The organism is Vibrio sp. SCSIO 43140 (genome assembly GCF_023716585.1).
GTDB lineage: Bacteria > Pseudomonadota > Gammaproteobacteria > Enterobacterales > Vibrionaceae > Vibrio > Vibrio maritimus_B.
Map to the genome: position 1 here is coordinate 3806646 of NZ_CP071850.1, position 17037 is coordinate 3823682.

At 48.8% G+C, this 17037-nt stretch carries 13 protein-coding genes, 3 tRNA genes and 2 rRNA genes; 5 read left to right on the top strand and 13 right to left on the bottom strand.

Annotated elements, in window-relative coordinates:
* Window position 1 precedes the first annotated feature (1 nt).
* The 6 genes from yigB to lptM all read right to left on the bottom strand — a co-directional run bounded on the left by yigB (window position 2) and on the right by lptM (window position 4711).
* Window positions 2–727 carry a 5-amino-6-(5-phospho-D-ribitylamino)uracil phosphatase YigB gene (yigB, locus tag J4N45_RS18105; RefSeq protein WP_252012924.1) on the bottom strand — a complete coding sequence of 242 codons (726 nt, stop codon included), beginning with the start codon at window positions 725–727 and terminating at the stop codon, window positions 2–4.
* Window positions 727–1683, bottom strand: coding sequence for a tyrosine recombinase XerC (gene xerC, locus J4N45_RS18110; RefSeq protein WP_252012925.1), 957 nt, complete (start codon window positions 1681–1683; stop codon window positions 727–729). The genes yigB and xerC overlap by 1 nt, the downstream gene beginning before the upstream one ends.
* Window positions 1661–2377, bottom strand: coding sequence for a DUF484 family protein (locus tag J4N45_RS18115; RefSeq protein ID WP_252012926.1), 717 nt, complete (start codon window positions 2375–2377; stop codon window positions 1661–1663). Before J4N45_RS18115 ends, xerC begins: the two co-directional genes overlap by 23 nt.
* Before the next feature lie 83 nt (window positions 2378–2460).
* Window positions 2461–3291 (bottom strand): diaminopimelate epimerase, encoded by an 831-nt coding sequence (dapF, locus tag J4N45_RS18120; protein WP_042478753.1) that lies wholly within the window; start codon window positions 3289–3291, stop codon window positions 2461–2463.
* 10 nt (window positions 3292–3301) lie between these two features.
* Complete coding sequence (gene lysA, locus J4N45_RS18125; RefSeq protein WP_252012927.1) at window positions 3302–4555, bottom strand: diaminopimelate decarboxylase; 1254 nt, start codon at window positions 4553–4555, stop codon at window positions 3302–3304.
* A 36-nt stretch (window positions 4556–4591) separates the two neighbouring features.
* Window positions 4592–4711 (bottom strand): LPS translocon maturation chaperone LptM, encoded by a 120-nt coding sequence (gene lptM, locus J4N45_RS27355; protein ID WP_503055545.1) that lies wholly within the window; start codon window positions 4709–4711, stop codon window positions 4592–4594.
* A 74-nt stretch (window positions 4712–4785) separates the two neighbouring features.
* Here lptM and cyaY point away from each other — a divergent pair, with 74 nt between their 5' ends.
* Window positions 4786–5100, top strand: coding sequence for an iron donor protein CyaY (cyaY, locus tag J4N45_RS18135; RefSeq protein ID WP_128650156.1), 315 nt, complete (start codon window positions 4786–4788; stop codon window positions 5098–5100).
* 16 nt (window positions 5101–5116) lie between these two features.
* Here the strand turns inward: cyaY and J4N45_RS18140 are convergent, their stop codons facing one another.
* A complete protein-coding gene (locus tag J4N45_RS18140) occupies window positions 5117–7651 on the bottom strand; it encodes a class I adenylate cyclase (RefSeq protein ID WP_252012928.1) in 2535 nt (844 codons plus the stop codon).
* A 343-nt stretch (window positions 7652–7994) separates the two neighbouring features.
* Between J4N45_RS18140 and hemC the strand changes: the two genes are divergently transcribed.
* From hemC to J4N45_RS18160, 4 genes are read left to right on the top strand one after another with little or no spacing between them, the layout of a single operon-like run.
* Window positions 7995–8933: a hydroxymethylbilane synthase gene (gene hemC / locus J4N45_RS18145; RefSeq protein ID WP_252012929.1), complete on the top strand. Its 939-nt coding sequence runs from the start codon at window positions 7995–7997 to the stop codon at window positions 8931–8933.
* A gap of 6 nt (window positions 8934–8939) precedes the next feature.
* Complete coding sequence (locus J4N45_RS18150) at window positions 8940–9698, top strand: uroporphyrinogen-III synthase (RefSeq protein WP_252012930.1); 759 nt, start codon at window positions 8940–8942, stop codon at window positions 9696–9698.
* The gene (locus J4N45_RS18155; protein WP_252012931.1) at window positions 9682–10866 is read left to right on the top strand and encodes a uroporphyrinogen-III C-methyltransferase; all 1185 of its coding nucleotides are present in this window, start codon (window positions 9682–9684) and stop codon (window positions 10864–10866) included. Before J4N45_RS18150 ends, J4N45_RS18155 begins: the two co-directional genes overlap by 17 nt.
* The gene (locus tag J4N45_RS18160) at window positions 10866–12047 is read left to right on the top strand and encodes a heme biosynthesis protein HemY (RefSeq protein ID WP_252012932.1); all 1182 of its coding nucleotides are present in this window, start codon (window positions 10866–10868) and stop codon (window positions 12045–12047) included. The genes J4N45_RS18155 and J4N45_RS18160 overlap by 1 nt, the downstream gene beginning before the upstream one ends.
* 41 nt (window positions 12048–12088) lie before the next feature.
* Here J4N45_RS18160 and J4N45_RS18165 read toward each other — a convergent pair whose 3' ends face one another.
* From J4N45_RS18165 to J4N45_RS18190, 6 genes are all read right to left on the bottom strand, one after another.
* Window positions 12089–13054, bottom strand: a complete 966-nt coding sequence (locus tag J4N45_RS18165; protein WP_252012933.1) for a phosphotransferase — start codon at window positions 13052–13054, stop codon at window positions 12089–12091.
* A 180-nt stretch (window positions 13055–13234) separates the two neighbouring features.
* A tRNA-Ser gene (locus J4N45_RS18170) sits at window positions 13235–13325 on the bottom strand.
* A 70-nt stretch (window positions 13326–13395) separates the two neighbouring features.
* Window positions 13396–13511: ribosomal RNA gene (gene rrf / locus J4N45_RS18175) — 5S ribosomal RNA — on the bottom strand.
* A gap of 90 nt (window positions 13512–13601) precedes the next feature.
* Window positions 13602–16488: ribosomal RNA gene (locus J4N45_RS18180) — 23S ribosomal RNA — on the bottom strand.
* A gap of 307 nt (window positions 16489–16795) precedes the next feature.
* Window positions 16796–16871, bottom strand: a tRNA-Ala gene (locus J4N45_RS18185).
* 40 nt (window positions 16872–16911) lie between these two features.
* A tRNA-Ile gene (locus J4N45_RS18190) sits at window positions 16912–16988 on the bottom strand.
* Window positions 16989–17037: the final 49 nt, after the last annotated feature.

Below are 17037 nucleotides of genomic sequence, written 5' to 3' on the forward strand. Positions count from 1 at the left end.
TCTATCGCTCAGCGCGTAACTCAAGTAACTGCTCGATGTCGCTAATCTCGACATCTGGCAGCACTTTCATTCGGCGTGTGTCACGAGGCGTGAATCCTTTATCGTTAAACCAACAAGCACTGAAGCCATTACGCTTCGCTCCCTCAACATCGGTTACCACATGATCGCCGACATGCAGAATGTGCTGACGCGGCAAGGCCAAAAAGTCTGCGGCTTTATCAAACATGTCCGCAAAGGGCTTGGCTCTGCCATCAGGGCCCGCCTTAAGCACTAAGGCAAAGTATTGACTCAACCCGATCTTGTCGACATCCACATTGCCATTAGTGATCGCGACCAACGGCATTGCGGCACTCAACTTACTTAAAACCCGATGTGTTTCATGTGGAACATCGAAGTCACTACGCCACTCCAATACATGACGAATTAAGGTTTTTGCAGCGTCGGTAGCTTTAGGATCATCGTAACCCAAATGCTCCAAACCCTGCTTCACTTGCTGATAACGCCACTCTGTGACGTCGTGTTTCAGCATAGGATTTTGCTCTATCAGCTTAAACTTAAAGGCCTGCCACTGCGCTTTATCCCACTGCTGACTGATCGGATGGGTTTGTAGTAGCCATTGTGTGGCTTTTTGTTCGACCTCGCGAATAATCGGCCAGTTATCGTAAAGCGTATCGTCGAGATCAAAGGTCATCGCCTTGATCGGTTCTAAACTGCGATAAAAGCGCATCAGGAATCCTCTTGTTGCTTAGGCTTACCTTTCTTATGTGCTCTTGGGTGAGCTTGGTCATACGCTTGGGCAAGATGTTGGAAATCAAGGTGAGTATAGATTTGTGTGGTCGAGATATTCTCATGGCCCAGCAGCTCTTGAACCGCACGCAGGTTGTTGCTCGACTCTAGCATGTGCGTCGCAAAAGAGTGACGCAGTTTGTGCGGACTGACGTGGCTCGCCAATGATTGCTTCTGTCCCCACTCTGCCATGCGCTTCTGCACGCTGCGGTGTGATATACGGGTACCAAGCTTTGAAACAAATAATGCTGGCTCACCGGGTTTAGCCAGCTCACCACGAACCTTTAGCCATTTCTGCGCCCACTCAGCCGCATAGCCCGAAAACGGCACCTTACGCTCTTTGTTACCTTTACCAATCACACGGATCTCTCCGCTCGATAGGTTGAGGTGTTTAACATCGATACCGACCATTTCCGCCAAGCGAAGACCTGCACCATACATCATCTCCATCATGGCACGATCGCGAATCGCCAATGGATCGGTCTCATCCACTTCCAGCAGCTGAGAAACCTCATCAACATCCAAATTCTTAGGGAGCGGCCTTTGCTTGCGCGGGGCACTGACGCCTTTCGCGGGGTTCGCCGTTAGCTCTCCTCTCAAGATAAGAAAGTCAAAGAAGCTGCGTAGTGAAGATAAGCGCGTGGCAATACTGCTGGCTTTCATTCCTTCACGCATGCCTTTGCCAGCCAGCTGCCTCACCCAGCCAGCATCAACTTGAGTCCAGGCTTTTACACCCATCTCATTTAAGTGCTGAGCCATGGTTTCTAGTTGCTGACGATAGTTGCGTTGAGTGTGCAGGCTAAGCCCTTTCTCACTGCGAAGGTATTCGTAGAACTTATCGAGTGGCTTTTGCAGTCCACTCGGTAAGTTGATTTTAGGCGTGACTTGGTCTGACATTGTCTTCCTCTTGCACCTGCCAATCGAGATGCTCACAAAGATAGGAAACCACCAACGCGAGATGGCGTAAAAACAGGGTATCCATATCCGGTTGGAAGTGACCACCATCTTCACTTGAGAAGATCAGCAATCCTTGCACGAACTTACGTTTAAGAGGCAGCACCACATATGAGCCGAGCTCTGGCACGTGACCATCGGCGATCTGCTGCTCTGTAAATAGCATAGTACGGTCGGCCTGACGCAGGCGACCAAGATAAGCGTCTTTGCCATTCAAATGGTTAGTGGTGAAACGCTGCCAACTCTCAAGTGAGAGTGGATCGGCACTGTCATCGCTATCAATGAGCTTAAGGTAGCCACGCAGGTTAAGACCCGCTGCCGTTTGCTTAATGGCGGATATGACGCTTTGTAGATCATGGCACTTCAAGAGGTTCTCTTGCAGCGACATGAATTCATAGAAGGTTTTATCGTTGCGAGCAGCCAGAGACATCAATGCGGTGATCTCTTCTTCAAGCGCTTCAATACGCTCGCGCTGTCGCTGCAACTGAATACCAACCAAGGACACGGCGCCTTGCTGTTGGTGCGGGAGGGAAAGGGATTCTACTAGTGATTCTCTACCCTTAAAAAAATCTGGATGATCAGAAAGATACTCGGCTACCACTTCTGCTGTTAGGTGGCTTGCTTCAAACTCAGACAAAATGCTTCCCTTTAATCCCTGTCAAATAGATAAAAAAATGGCGGGCCAGTGAACGGCCCGCCATTAGTATAATGGGTTATTGGCTAACAAGAAATCTGCCCATCGAAAACGTGAGCCGCCGCGCCAGTCATATAGAGCGGATGACCCGGCCCCTTCCAACTGATTTTAAGGTCACCACCTGGCAGATGCACTTTTACGGTTTCATCTAATAGACCTTGCACAATGCCAACTGCAACCGCGCCACAAGCACCACTTCCACACGCTTGTGTTTCGCCCGCGCCGCGCTCATAAACACGAAGGTTAACTTCACCGCGACTCAGCACTTGCATAAAGCCCGCGTTTACGCGCTCTGGAAAGCGCTCGTGCGACTCTAACAGAGGGCCTAATGTGTCCACGTCTGCGGTTTCTGTATCATCGACAACCGTCACTACATGCGGATTGCCCATACTCACTGCCCCACAGAACAAGGTATGGTCACCAGCACGCAGAATATAGGTCTTCTCTTTCTGCTTCGCCTTAAATGGGATCTTGTTTGGCTCGAACTCCGGTTGGCCCATATTGACCGTCACGAGATCGTTCTCTTCCAACTTAAGAACCATTTTGCCTTTCTTGGTACTGACACTGATGCTGTACTTGTTGGTCAGCCCTTTCATCTGCACAAAGCGAGCAAAGCAGCGCGCGCCGTTACCACATTGCTCAACCTCACTACCGTCAGCATTGAAGATGCGGTAATGAAAATCCGTCTCTGGATCGTAAGGAGCTTCAACAATCAGTAATTGGTCAAAACCAACACCAGTATGCCTATCTGCTAAACGGCGGATAAGCTCAGGCGAAAAGAAAACGTTCTGGGTAATACAATCAACAACCATAAAGTCGTTGCCCAGACCGTGCATTTTAGAAAAGTGGAAGTGCATAGTGGTTCAGTTACTCCGGCAAAATGCTTTCTAATTCCCAAAGACTCTCAAGTGTTTCACGCTTACGAACAAGGTGTGCCTTATCTCCATCCACCATCACTTCCGCCACGCGCGGGCGAGTGTTGTAGTTTGAAGACATAACAAAGCCATAGGCACCCGCTGAGCGCACAGCCAGCAAATCATTTGGCTCTAGCACCAAGGCACGGTCTTTACCGATAAAGTCACCCGTTTCACAAATTGGACCGACCAAGTCGTATGTCGTCGCGTCACCTTCACGAGGTGCCACTGGGATGATGTCTTGCCAAGCTTGGTACAGCGCAGGACGCATAAGATCGTTCATTGCCGCGTCGATAATCGCGAAATTTTTGTGCTCAGTGTGTTTTAGGAATTCAACCTTGGTCAGAAGCACACCAGCATTCGCGGCAATTGCACGACCCGGCTCAAAGATAAGCTCAAGCTCTGGATGGTTCTCTAAGCGAGCCAGTAGCGCTTTAGCATAATCCGAAGGTTGTGGTGGCAGTTCGTCACGATAAACCACACCAAGACCACCGCCGACATCAAGGTGACGAATATCCACACCGTCAGCGCGCAGTTGGTCGATAAGCGCGAGCAAGCGATCGGTTGCATCGATAAAAGGTTCAATGTCCGTTAGCTGCGAGCCGATGTGACAATCAATACCGTGAACCGCAAGGTTGTCTAGGCTTTGTGCAAACTTGTACACTGCAGGGGCACAGTCGAATGCGATACCGAATTTATTATCACGAAGACCGGTTGAAATATAAGGGTGCGTGTTGGCGTCAACATCTGGGTTAATACGCAGAGAAATTGGCGCAATCACGCCCATTTCACCCGCAACTTGGTTGAGACGCTCAAGCTCTGGTTCAGACTCGACGTTAAAGCATTTAATACCCAGCTCTAGTGCGCGGCGCATCTCTTGTGCCGTTTTACCAACACCAGAGAAAACCACTTTACTTGGATCGCCGCCCGCGGCTACCACACGCTCTAGCTCGCCGCCCGAGACAATATCAAAGCCTGAGCCTAAACGTGCGAGTGCATTAAGTACACCGATGTTCGAGTTTGCTTTCACCGCATAGCACACAAGGTGTGGATGATCGCCGACAGATTTATCAAACGCATTCCAGTGACGCTCTAGCGTCGCGCGCGAATAAACATAAAGTGGTGTGCCGTATTGCTCGGCTAGTTCGGTAAGTGACGTATTCTCGGCCCAAAGCTGGCCATCGTCCTGATAGTTGAAATAATCCAAATCCTGTATCCCTTTACACTGTGTCGATGGCGGTGGTTATTGTGCTTGCTCGTTTGCTGGCGCTTCTTCTGCAGGAAGATAAAGTGGACCCATTTGGCCGCATCCCACAAGTCCAACCACAACGAGCATAAAAATTGCCGTAATCGTCTTTTTCATTTTGCATGTCGTGATTATTGAATCAATGCCCCCTATAATCGCACCACGAATTAGAAAAGCAATAGGATTACAAAATGAACGACACGGAATTTCACCAATTAGTCGATGAGCAGATGCAAAACATCGAAGAGGCGATTGACGATTCAGGTGCAGATATCGATTACGAAGTGACAGGCAACGTCATGACGCTAGAATTTGAAGACCGCAGTCAAATCATCATTAACCGCCAAGAGCCTATGCATGAGATTTGGCTAGCGTCTAAATCAGGTGGTTTCCACTTCAAATTGATTGAAGGTAAATGGACATGCTCAAAGACTCAGCTTGAGCTGATGGCGATGGTAAAAGAAGAGTGTGAAAAGCATGCTGGCGAATCTATCGACTGGGTCTAACCCCAATCGATAGTCATTACGCATTAACGGCTTTTGAATTTCTCGAGTTTGGAGAGCCACCATCATTACGATAAGGAATGATGTAAGGTTCTCCCTCCTCGGCATGCACTAACTGGTAGTACTGAGGAAGGTTAAAGTTAATCAGTTTCGATGACACCTCTCCACCATTATCCACATGGGAGGTGTAGAAGCTGTTCACACTCGCGATCATCTCATCTTTACTGCCACGCATCTGGTGGTAAACCTCCACCTGATTCGACTCATCCAACACATAGATGTTGAAGCCGTTATCCGTGTCTTCAAAGAAGAACTGAATCAAGCCCTCACTCGCAAACCCATCGACCACTTCTGGAAGCTGATACTCTTCTTCGCGATCAAGCATGAGCAGTGGCGAGCCTTGAAGCTTATTAGTCGAGATGCTGCGATAGAAGTCCACCGAGTTCTCAAGCTTTTGGACTGACACGCCGCGACGCTCAAAGAATAAGCCATACATCTGATTCGCGACTTTGAGTGCTTTGAATCGACGACGCTTCTCTTGGTCGATCGGCTTCAATCTCAATTCAATACACTCGGCGAGAAGTTGGTAGACGGTATTTCTCAGCACACCACGAAGGTTCTTGCTGTAACAGAAAACGTCGACAGACTCTGGCGGCAGCGCATCTTGGTGCATCTTACCCAACACCGTTTTCAGCGCATCAAGCATAGCGGTATCACCTTCAAAATGAAGGGTACGCACTTCATGCCAAGAGTTGCGATAGACCAGGTCAACAGAGCCGATGAGGCTTTGCCCTTCACTACCAAAACTCAGGATATCAACGTTTTTGAGGTCCACTTTAGAGGCTTTTGCCGACAAGTCCTTGGTTGGGTCGTTCTCAAAGTTGATGAACATCGCCAACTGACTTATCTCACAAGGGCTACCAAGCGCCTGCATACTTGGGCGGCGCTTACGCAGTGAGAAGGTGTTTCGTAGATCGCTCACCATTTGATAGAACTTGTCGATATCAATATGAGCATCACGCACCACAGAATTGAGTCGTGTTGACTCGGTGATTAAGCCATTGAAAAACGCCCATGCCACGAGCTTACTGAGGTACTCGTTATGCTCGAGTGGTGCTTGACCCAAGATTCGGTGCGGGATCAACGGCTGCTTGTACAGGTACCAGCCTGATTGATAACTCTTACCTTCCTGCACCTCGATAAAGGTAAGGTCAGGTTCGTGTAAGTCAGGCGAGATCTGCGGATTGAGCAGAGTAACCTTACCCGGCAACACCTCAAATGCCGCATACAGCTTACGCGCCAAGATACTGATATCTTGTGGGCTGATCGCAGAAGTAATGTCATTGCGTCGTGCAAACTGGATAAGGTTACGATAGCTAAGCATGAGCGCATCAAGCAAGTCGTTGTGAACGCGCATCACCTGCTCAACCTTCCAGTTACGGCGATCGTCTAGCTCTTGCAATACCTCAAGTGACCAGTTCCATTTTGTCGTCATGTGCGACAGCGCTTCACGGCGCCACGGCATAGAACCAATGCCTGGTTCACGAGAAAGCTTCTCGTGTGTTTTGAGATAGAAACAGCGACGAACAAGGTCGAGACGCGTGGAATCTCCGATACGCTCAAGGTATCGAGTCACCTTTTCGAGCATCAGGTAGTAGGCATCCATCCCGTAGAGATCAGGCTCATGGGCAAAGAAGCGACGCTTAGTGTCGATGCTTAGCAGTTGCGTATGCGGATATTCCCAAGAATAGGCCTCAAGTAGGATCGCCTTTAACACCGATTTATACGGTGAGTCGATACTCTTATAGAGCTGCCATAGGCTAGAGCCAAAGTACTCTTCCGCTGGGATGCGATTTAAGCGACCGAAGTCGATCCACTCATCGCAATTGATGTGACCTTTTTGGCACATTTCAGCGACATAATCCTCGTAGCATTCCTCCATCTCAGGGGGAACGATTTGCCACAATAGTCGCTGACCACCCAGCCTAACGGCTGAGCGATAGAATTCATCAAGCAATAGCAGGTGTTGTGAGGAGCCACAGTTGTCGCCCGTCATCTCCTCAGAGATGTTGCTGCGAAAACGCTCCTCATCCATCAAGAAGAAGTTCGCTTCTACCCCTAACCCTTTGGCCCAGTCGGTGATCAATAAGCATTTATTGCTGAGTTTCTCACGAGACTTGGTCGACATCTCAGGTGAAATACACACCCAGATATCCAAGTCACTCGAGGTACTTTGACCAATCGATGAGGTACTCCCCATGGTGTAAAGACCAAGGATGTCATTCTCTGTCGGCTCAGGGAGTGGTTGACCAAGCGCTAAGGCGATGTCATCAAGGAACTGCTGCTGTAGAGCATTCGCTTCAAAACCAAACAGACCGCATGGGCTCTCTGCTTCATAGAAGCCAGGGATGATGGGGTGATTGAAATGGAAAAGGGCTGGAATCAGTTGGAATACACGCTGTCCTTGGAGATCCATAAGCGCCAGCGCGCGCTCAATACGCTGCTGGTTAAGGGTATCTAACCTTTGGATGAGAGTTTGAGTGTATGCCTGCAAGGGTGATTCCTAGATTCAATCTAACTGCTATTTTGCATAGGTTTTAAACAAAAGAGCGTTCAAAACGTGATCAATGTAACATTTTTATTATAGGCGGTAAAGCAATACTCGGCACTACGACAACTCATACCCACTAATGCGGGACTTGGTTTAGCCTTCCAAATCATAGCGGACAATTCTAACAGTAGTTACCACAACAAATGCGATTAAACTCACAGTATTGATAATATTTGTGATCGGTGAAGTTATCCCTCACTTTGGGTATTGGGAAATCACTAAGCATTTCATAGAGTCGATGGTACGATTACGCTATTGAAACCACCTAGATGTTTACGAGAACGATATGACACAGACTCAGCCAATTCGAATTGCCACCCGAAAAAGCCCACTTGCTTTGTGGCAGGCTCACTATGTAAAAGATGCCCTAATTGCTGCGCACCCAGGACTCGAGGTTGAGTTGGTGACAATGGTAACCAAAGGTGATGTCATTTTAGATACCCCACTTGCCAAGGTTGGCGGTAAAGGACTTTTCGTAAAAGAGCTCGAAGTGGCGATGCTCGAGGGTCGTGCTGACCTAGCGGTTCACTCGATGAAAGATGTGCCCGTCGACTTTCCTGAGGGACTTGGTCTAGTCACTATCTGCGAGCGCGAAGACCCGCGCGACGCATTTGTCTCTAATACCTATGCGAGCATTAGCGAACTACCACAAGGCGCTGTCGTGGGCACCTGTAGCTTGCGCAGACAATGCCAGCTAAAGGAGCAGCGCCCAGACCTCATCATCAAGGAGCTACGAGGCAATGTCGGCACCCGTCTAGGCAAACTCGACAACGGTGAGTACGACGCCATAATTCTCGCCGCAGCAGGTCTTAAGCGCTTAGAGCTTGAGTCTCGCATTCGCAGCTTTATCGAGCCAGAAGAATCGCTACCTGCCGTTGGTCAAGGTGCAGTTGGCATTGAGTGCCGCCTCGATGATGAGCGTCTTATCAAGCTGCTTGAGCCTTTAAATCATGCGGAAACAGCAGATCGCGTGCGCTGCGAGCGCGCAATGAACCTAACTCTTGAAGGTGGCTGCCAGGTTCCAATCGGCAGCTATTCTTTAATTGATGGCGACAACATCTGGCTACGCGCTTTAGTGGGTGAACCCGATGGTAGCAAAATCGTTCGCGGTGAAATCCAAGGTAGTCGCAAAGATGCCGAAGCGTTAGGCGTGCAACTTGCTAACCAGCTCCTTAACGACGGCGCAAAAGAAATTCTAGAGAAACTCTATCAAGATCACGAGTAATGCGAGATGAGAGTACTGGTAACAAGGCCTGAAACCCAAGGTGCCGAACTCTGTAAACAAATCGAACGTATGGGGGGCTTTGCCCTCCACTATCCTCTTATTGACATTTCTTTTCCCACTATTCAAGCAGCCGACAGTGTGCACTTTTGTCAATCAGACATCGTCATCGCCGTCAGCCAATACGCAGTGCAAGGCCTAGAGCACTACCTCAACCGCACCTCCGTTTGCGCGCCTAAACAGGCTATTTATCTTGGCGTTGGTCAAAAAACCGCACATGAATTAAGCAAACTGGTACAACAAAACGTAAACTATCCCTCGATAAGCGACAGTGAGCACCTGCTCGCTTTGCCAGAGCTTGCACAGATTTCAGGACAAGTCGTGACCATCCTCCGAGGTAATGGCGGGCGTGAACTCATTTACGAGCAGTTGACGAAACGCGGTGCATATGTGCAATATCTGGAAATGTATCAGCGTCAGTATCGCTCGTTCGATAAACAAGCCCTCGAGCACTGGCAAGATAGTAAAACTGACACGTTAGTGGTCACAAGCGGTGAACAACTTGAATATTTGCTGTCTCAAGTACCAGAGTCAAACCATGACTGGTTAAGACAACATCAGCTTTTGGTTCCAAGTGAACGAATCGCTAATCTCGCGATGACACAGGGATTTAATAACGTAACGAACACCCAAGGTGCATCGAACTCTACTCTATTTGCTGCTCTCCAGCGTCTAAAAACAGGACTTAACAATGACGAACAAAAATAAAGACGAGCAAATCCAGTCTGAAGACAAACAAGACGTTACTACTCTAGCCCCAGAGAACACCCAAGAATCGATCGAGCCTGAAGCGCCAGCATCGGAAGCAGAAAGCCCGCAGCCTAAATCACCTGAATTTGAAGAAAAGCAGGGTAAGCGCGGGGTGAAACTCGGTACCGCTGCCATTATCCTTGCACTGCTACTTGGTGGTGGCATGACGTTCATGATGCAAAAGCAAGCGGGCGATTATGAAGCTCGCATTGCAAGGCTTGAAGCACAGATTAAAGCATCACAAAGCTCATTGAGCTCTGAGATGCAGCAGGTTCAGGCAGATACGCTGGAACAAGCGAAAACCATGACCCACAAAGCCGAAGTCGTGCTTGGGCAGCAGAAAAAGAGCATTGAAAGCCTGCAACTTGCCGTGGCGGATGTGAAAGGTCGCCGTCCAAATGACTGGCTGTTAGCGGAAGCGGATTACCTGGTTAAACTGGCGGGCCGCAAACTGTTTTTGGAGCATGATGTCGTCAGTGCGACACGCTTGATGGAAAGTGCGGACCAACGTATCGCTGCGCTAAACGACCCAAGCCTTGTATCCCTACGTCAATCCATGGCAAACGACATTACTAAGCTTCGTACCGTGCCTTTGATTGACCGTGACGGGCTAGTACTACGCTTAACGTCACTGCAACGCCAAGTCGACCAGCTTCCACTAGCTAATGCGATTCTTCCTGATGCCCCTGCTGTTGAGAAGCGCCAGGTATCGCAAGACATCTATGACTGGCAAGATAACCTGATGACATCACTGAAGGATTTCTCAGAAAACTTCATTACCTTCCGTAGTCGTGACGGTAACGTGATCCCGCTATTGTCTCCAGAACAGCACTTCTATTTGAGAGAGAACATCAAGTCTAAAATCGAGACCGCGATTCGTGCGACCTACGAGGAGCAAGGTGAGATCTACAAGATGTCGCTAGAGACGGCTGAAGAGTGGTCAGAATCCTTCTTCGATATGGATAACAATAGCGTCAAAGAGTTTAACGCTGCACTTGGCAAGCTTAGTCAACAAAACATTCAGGTCGACTATCCAGTTAAGCTAGAAACGCAAGCGAAGCTGTCTGACGTGATCAGCGAGCGTTTACGCCGTGAAGTCACTACCATCATCACGGAGGAGAAATAATGATTCGATTAATTTTTCTCTTCGTCGTCCTTGGCGCAGGTCTATTTGTTGGTACTCAGTTTTCCGGTCAACAAGGCTATGTGCTGATCTCGATTGCTGATAAGACCATCGAGATGAGTGTCACCACGCTTGTGGTGTTTGTGATCGCTGCGCTTGCAGCACTGTTTCTACTTGAGTACATCATCAAGAAAATTCTCTACACCAGTGTGACCACCTTTAATTACTTTAGTGTGCGCAAAATGCGTCGCTCTCGCCGCTATACCAATGAAGGTATCGTTAAGCTACTAGAGGGTGACTGGAAGCTCGCAGAGAAGAAAGTAACTCGCTGGGCGAATTACCACGACATGCCACTACTGTGTTATCTGGTAGCGTCAGAGGCAGCCTTGGGACAAGGTGATAAAGCAAAGCGTGACCACTACCTAAATCTTGCTTCTCAACAAGAAAACTCTGAGCTGGCCGTGCAGCTTACTCGAGCTAAACAAGCAGTCCGCGAAGAAGAATGGGAAGTCGCAGCGTCGACTCTTGAGACATTAAAAGCTGAACACCCAAGTAACACCATCGTTTTAAGCCTACTGAAGACAACCTATCGCGAACTTGGCGAATGGCAGGCTTTGATTGATCTTCTGCCTAAGCTAAACAAAGCAAAACTTATCGATACTGAAGAGCAAGCGGAATTAGAAGAACGAGCTCAATGTGGTCTGCTTGAAGACATCGCTAGCCAGCAAGGCAGTGAAGGCTTAATCAGCCATTGGAATAAACTACCTCGTAAGACACGCCAAAGCACGCACTTAGTCGGATGCTTCACCAAGCAGCTTATCGCTCGTAAGGCAGACGCAGAAGCGTTCACTGTTATCAAAGAGACGCTCAAGAAGCAGGGGCATGACGAGCTGTATACGTTGCTACCAGAACTTAACCTAGCAGACGCGCATCCCGTTGTTGTGATGCTCGAAGATGTCGTGAAGAAGCAACCAGATAATGCAAAAGCACAAAGCGCATTAGCACAGTTCTATTTCCGTGATGAAAAATGGCCAGAAGCACAGCGTCATTTCGAGCGTGCGTTATCTATCCGACCAGATGTCTCCGATTATGCCTATTTGGCAGACACGCTAGAGAAACAGAACCTGACTAAAGCAGCAGGTGAAGTTTCTCGTAAGGCATTGACCCTAATCGAAAGTAAATAAGCTATCAGTCTATGCATAAAAAGCTCCCTTGGGAGCTTTTTTTATAGCTGGAAATCGTCTAATGCTTGAAGCGTGAGTCGATTGGTAAAAGCATTCACTCTCGCGTGAACGGGGCTCCAGCCTAGCAGAAATCGTTGGTAATCTGCCCATGCCAGCCCTAATAGCGCGCGCCACTGCTGGCACACATCATTCGAGTCGACGTTGGGTTGATACTCTTCTAAAGCCGCCCTCAGCGCTTGAAAATAAAACTCGACATATTCATCGATCGATAGCTGCGTATCATCGAAGTTGAGTACTGTAGTGAAGAACAGAGCCACATCTTTTACGCCCACACCACCGCCAACGTATTGGAAATCCACCGCGCTGACTTGTGAGCCTGATTGATTAAAGCAAAAATTGGCAAGCTTAGCGTCACCATGCACCAAGGTCTGATATCGACAGCGATTAAGTATGTCATCAATACGCTTAGCCGCCAGTTTGTATCGGCTTGGCGTCATTGCTTGCCATTCGTCGGGGCGGGTAGGCAAATGCCAATAGGTTCCCTGCTCCCAAAGGCATAAAGGCTTCGTATCGAGCCAAAAGGCATGAAAGCGGGCAAGCAAGCTCAATACGGCTTTTACTTCATCCGTCGTTGGCTTTTTTACCACTCTCGCACGTTCTTGAAGCTTGAGATCCTCCAAAACGAGTTCATAGTGCGAACCATGGTTGATCGCTGCTAAACAGCCTGGTGTCCAGCCAAAAGGCATTTGAGAGACGTATTGCCGATACCAATTAAACTCAACCTGATAGGACTTCAATTTCCTCTCGTTCGATAACTGGGTGTTCCACCCCTTTGGATGATACTCCGGCGCTAACTCTGGCAAGTCGATCGACTTAATGACCATACTTGGCAGCTCTGGATTATCCGTAGTTACTCTAAACAACTGTCCATAGCCACTCCAAAGGCTCTGTATCGGCTCTTTAGAGATCACTCGATGCGTTTCACCAATCAGTTTTTTTATTGCCAACGTTGGCTCATACGGGCTGGAACTCAAACCTCAGATACCTCTAGAAATAGAAACTGATGCTCACTGTGACAGACAATACCATTAAACGGAAGGATTAGTCAGGTAAGCAGTAAGTATGGGGTTTTTGAAGAATTGCAGATAAGAAAAAAGCCCGCTGATTTCTCAGCGGGCTTTCTAATGTGGCGGAGAGATAGGGATTTGAACCCTAGAACCGCTATTAACGGTTGCCGGTTTTCAAGACCGGTGCTTTCGACCACTCAGCCATCTCTCCACAAATTGTCATCAACAGATTCGTACACTGATGATGTGGTTACTTACTACTGCAAGTAACAATATTTAAAGCCTGGCGATGTCCTACTCTCACATGGGGAAGCCCCACACTACCATCGGCGCTATTGCGTTTCACTTCTGAGTTCGGCATGGAATCAGGTGGGTCCACAACGCTATGGTCGCCAAGCAAATTCTTAATTCGGAAAGCTGTTAATGCGTTCTCATACACATTCAATTTGTTCTTGCTTTGAGTCCATCAAAACCCTTTGGGTGTTGTATGGTTAAGCCTCACGGGCAATTAGTACAGGTTAGCTCAACGCCTCACAACGCTTACACACCCTGCCTATCAACGTTCTAGTCTCGAACAACCCTTTAGGACACTTAAAGTGCCAGGGAAGACTCATCTCAGGGCTCGCTTCCCGCTTAGATGCTTTCAGCGGTTATCGATTCCGAACTTAGCTACCGGGCAATGCGTCTGGCGACACAACCCGAACACCAGAGGTTCGTCCACTCCGGTCCTCTCGTACTAGGAGCAGCCCCCTTCAATCTTCCAACGCCCACGGCAGATAGGGACCGAACTGTCTCACGACGTTCTAAACCCAGCTCGCGTACCACTTTAAATGGCGAACAGCCATACCCTTGGGACCGACTTCAGCCCCAGGATGTGATGAGCCGACATCGAGGTGCCAAACACCGCCGTCGATATGAACTCTTGGGCGGTATCAGCCTGTTATCCCCGGAGTACCTTTTATCCGTTGAGCGATGGCCCTTCCATTCAGAACCACCGGATCACTATGACCTGCTTTCGCACCTGCTCGAATTGTCATTCTCGCAGTCAAGCGGGCTTATGCCATTGCACTAACCTCACGATGTCCAACCGTGATTAGCCCACCTTCGTGCTCCTCCGTTACTCTTTGGGAGGAGACCGCCCCAGTCAAACTACCCACCAGGCACTGTCCGCAGCCCCGATAAGGGGCCGACGTTAGAACATCAACACTACAAGGGTGGTATTTCAAGGACGGCTCCACTAATACTGGCGTACTAGTTTCAAAGCCTCCCACCTATCCTACACATGTAGGGTCAATGTTCAGTGCCAAGCTGTAGTAAAGGTTCACGGGGTCTTTCCGTCTAGCCGCGGGTACACTGCATCTTCACAGCGATTTCAATTTCACTGAGTCTCGGGTGGAGACAGCGTGGCCATCATTACGCCATTCGTGCAGGTCGGAACTTACCCGACAAGGAATTTCGCTACCTTAGGACCGTTATAGTTACGGCCGCCGTTTACCGGGGCTTCGATCAAGAGCTTCGACCGAAGTCTAACCCCATCAATTAACCTTCCGGCACCGGGCAGGCGTCACACCGTATACGTCATCTTACGATTTTGCACAGTGCTGTGTTTTTAATAAACAGTTGCAGCCACCTGGTATCTGCGACTCCCCATAGCTCCATCCGCAAGGGACTTCACCGCGAGGAGCGTACCTTCTCCCGAAGTTACGGTACCATTTTGCCTAGTTCCTTCACCCGAGTTCTCTCAAGCGCCTTGGTATTCTCTACCCGACCACCTGTGTCGGTTTGGGGTACGATTCCTTACAATCTGAAGCTTAGAGGCTTTTCCTGGAAGCATGGCATCAATGACTTCACTACCGTAGTAGCTCGACATCGTGTCTCAGCCTTAAAGAGAGCCGGATTTACCTAACTCTCAAGCCTACGCACTTGAACCTGGACAACCGTCGCCAGGCCCACCTAGCCTTCTCCGTCCCCCCATCGCAATTGTAAGAAGTACGGGAATATTAACCCGTTTCCCATCGACTACGCCTTTCGGCCTCGCCTTAGGGGTCGACTCACCCTGCCCCGATTAACGTTGGACAGGAACCCTTGGTCTTCCGGCGAGGAGGTTTTTCACCCCCTTTATCGTTACTCATGTCAGCATTCGCACTTCTGATACCTCCAGCAAACCTTACAGTCCACCTTCAACGGCTTACAGAACGCTCCCCTACCCAATGACCTAAGTCATTGCCGCAGCTTCGGTTTATAGCTTAGCCCCGTTACATCTTCCGCGCAGGCCGACTCGACTAGTGAGCTATTACGCTTTCTTTAAATGATGGCTGCTTCTAAGCCAACATCCTAGCTGTCTAAGCCTTCCCACATCGTTTCCCACTTAGCTATAATTTGGGACCTTAGCTGGCGGTCTGGGTTGTTTCCCTCTCCACGACGGACGTTAGCACCCGCCGTGTGTCTCCCGGATAGTACTTACTGGTATTCGGAGTTTGCAAAGGGTTGGTAAGTCGGGATGACCCCCTAGCCTTAACAGTGCTCTACCCCCAGTAGTATTCGTCCGAGGCTCTACCTAAATAGATTTCGGGGAGAACCAGCTATCTCCAGGTTTGATTGGCCTTTCACCCCTAGCCACAAGTCATCCGCTAATTTTTCAACATTAGTCGGTTCGGTCCTCCAGTTGATGTTACTCAACCTTCAACCTGCCCATGGCTAGATCACCTGGTTTCGGGTCTATATCCAGAGACTGAACGCCCAGTTAAGACTCGGTTTCCCTACGGCTCCCCTAAACGGTTAACCTTGCCACTGAATATAAGTCGCTGACCCATTATACAAAAGGTACGCAGTCACACCACGAAGGTGCTCCTACTGCTTGTACGTACACGGTTTCAGGTTCTATTTCACTCCCCTCACAGGGGTTCTTTTCGCCTTTCCCTCACGGTACTGGTTCACTATCGGTCAGTCAGTAGTATTTAGCCTTGGAGGATGGTCCCCCCATATTCAGACAGGATATCACGTGTCCCGCCCTACTCGATTTCACTGATGATGAGATGTCGGTTACGGGGCTATCACCCTGTATCGCGGCACTTTCCAGAGCCTTCACCTGTCTCATTAAAAGCTTAAGGGCTAATCCAATTTCGCTCGCCGCTACTTTCGGAATCTCGGTTGATTTCTCTTCCTCGGGGTACTTAGATGTTTCAGTTCCCCCGGTTCGCCTCACTGAGCTATGTATTCACTCAGCGATAACTGCTTATGCAGTTGGGTTTCCCCATTCAGGAATCCCAGACTCACAGGTTATTACTACCTAATCTGGGCTTATCGCAAGTTATTACGCCTTTCATCGCCTCTGACTGCCAAGGCATCCACCGTGTACGCTTAGTCACTTAACCATACAACCCCAAAGAGTTTCAAAGAAACCTCGAGATTGTCGTTAAACAACCAAAGTTGTCTGCATTTTTATACATGTGCAGACTCGATTTTGCCGGACTCAAATATGAATCACTTTCGTGATTCCCAAGAACACTTGAATGTGTGTTGGTACCTACATCTTTCGATATAGGATTTGAGAACTTTTAAATGAATAACATTAATCAAATGTTATTCGTCAGCTTTCCAAATTTTTAAAGAACGAGATTTGCTTTCTATTTAAAGAAAGAAACCATTTTTAAATATTCTCAAAGAGAAAACACTTAAAGATGGTGGAGCTATGCGGGATCGAACCGCAGACCTCCTGCGTGCAAGGCAGGCGCTCTCCCAGCTGAGCTATAGCCCCATCAGTGTGATGCTTATCACCAATCATCTGGGAGGAAGATTGGTGGGTCTGAGTGGACTTGAACCACCGACCTCTCGCTTATCAGGCGAACGCTCTAACCACCTGAGCTACAGACCCAAGCATCGTCTTTAATTCATAAACCTAATCAATCTGTGTGAACACTCAT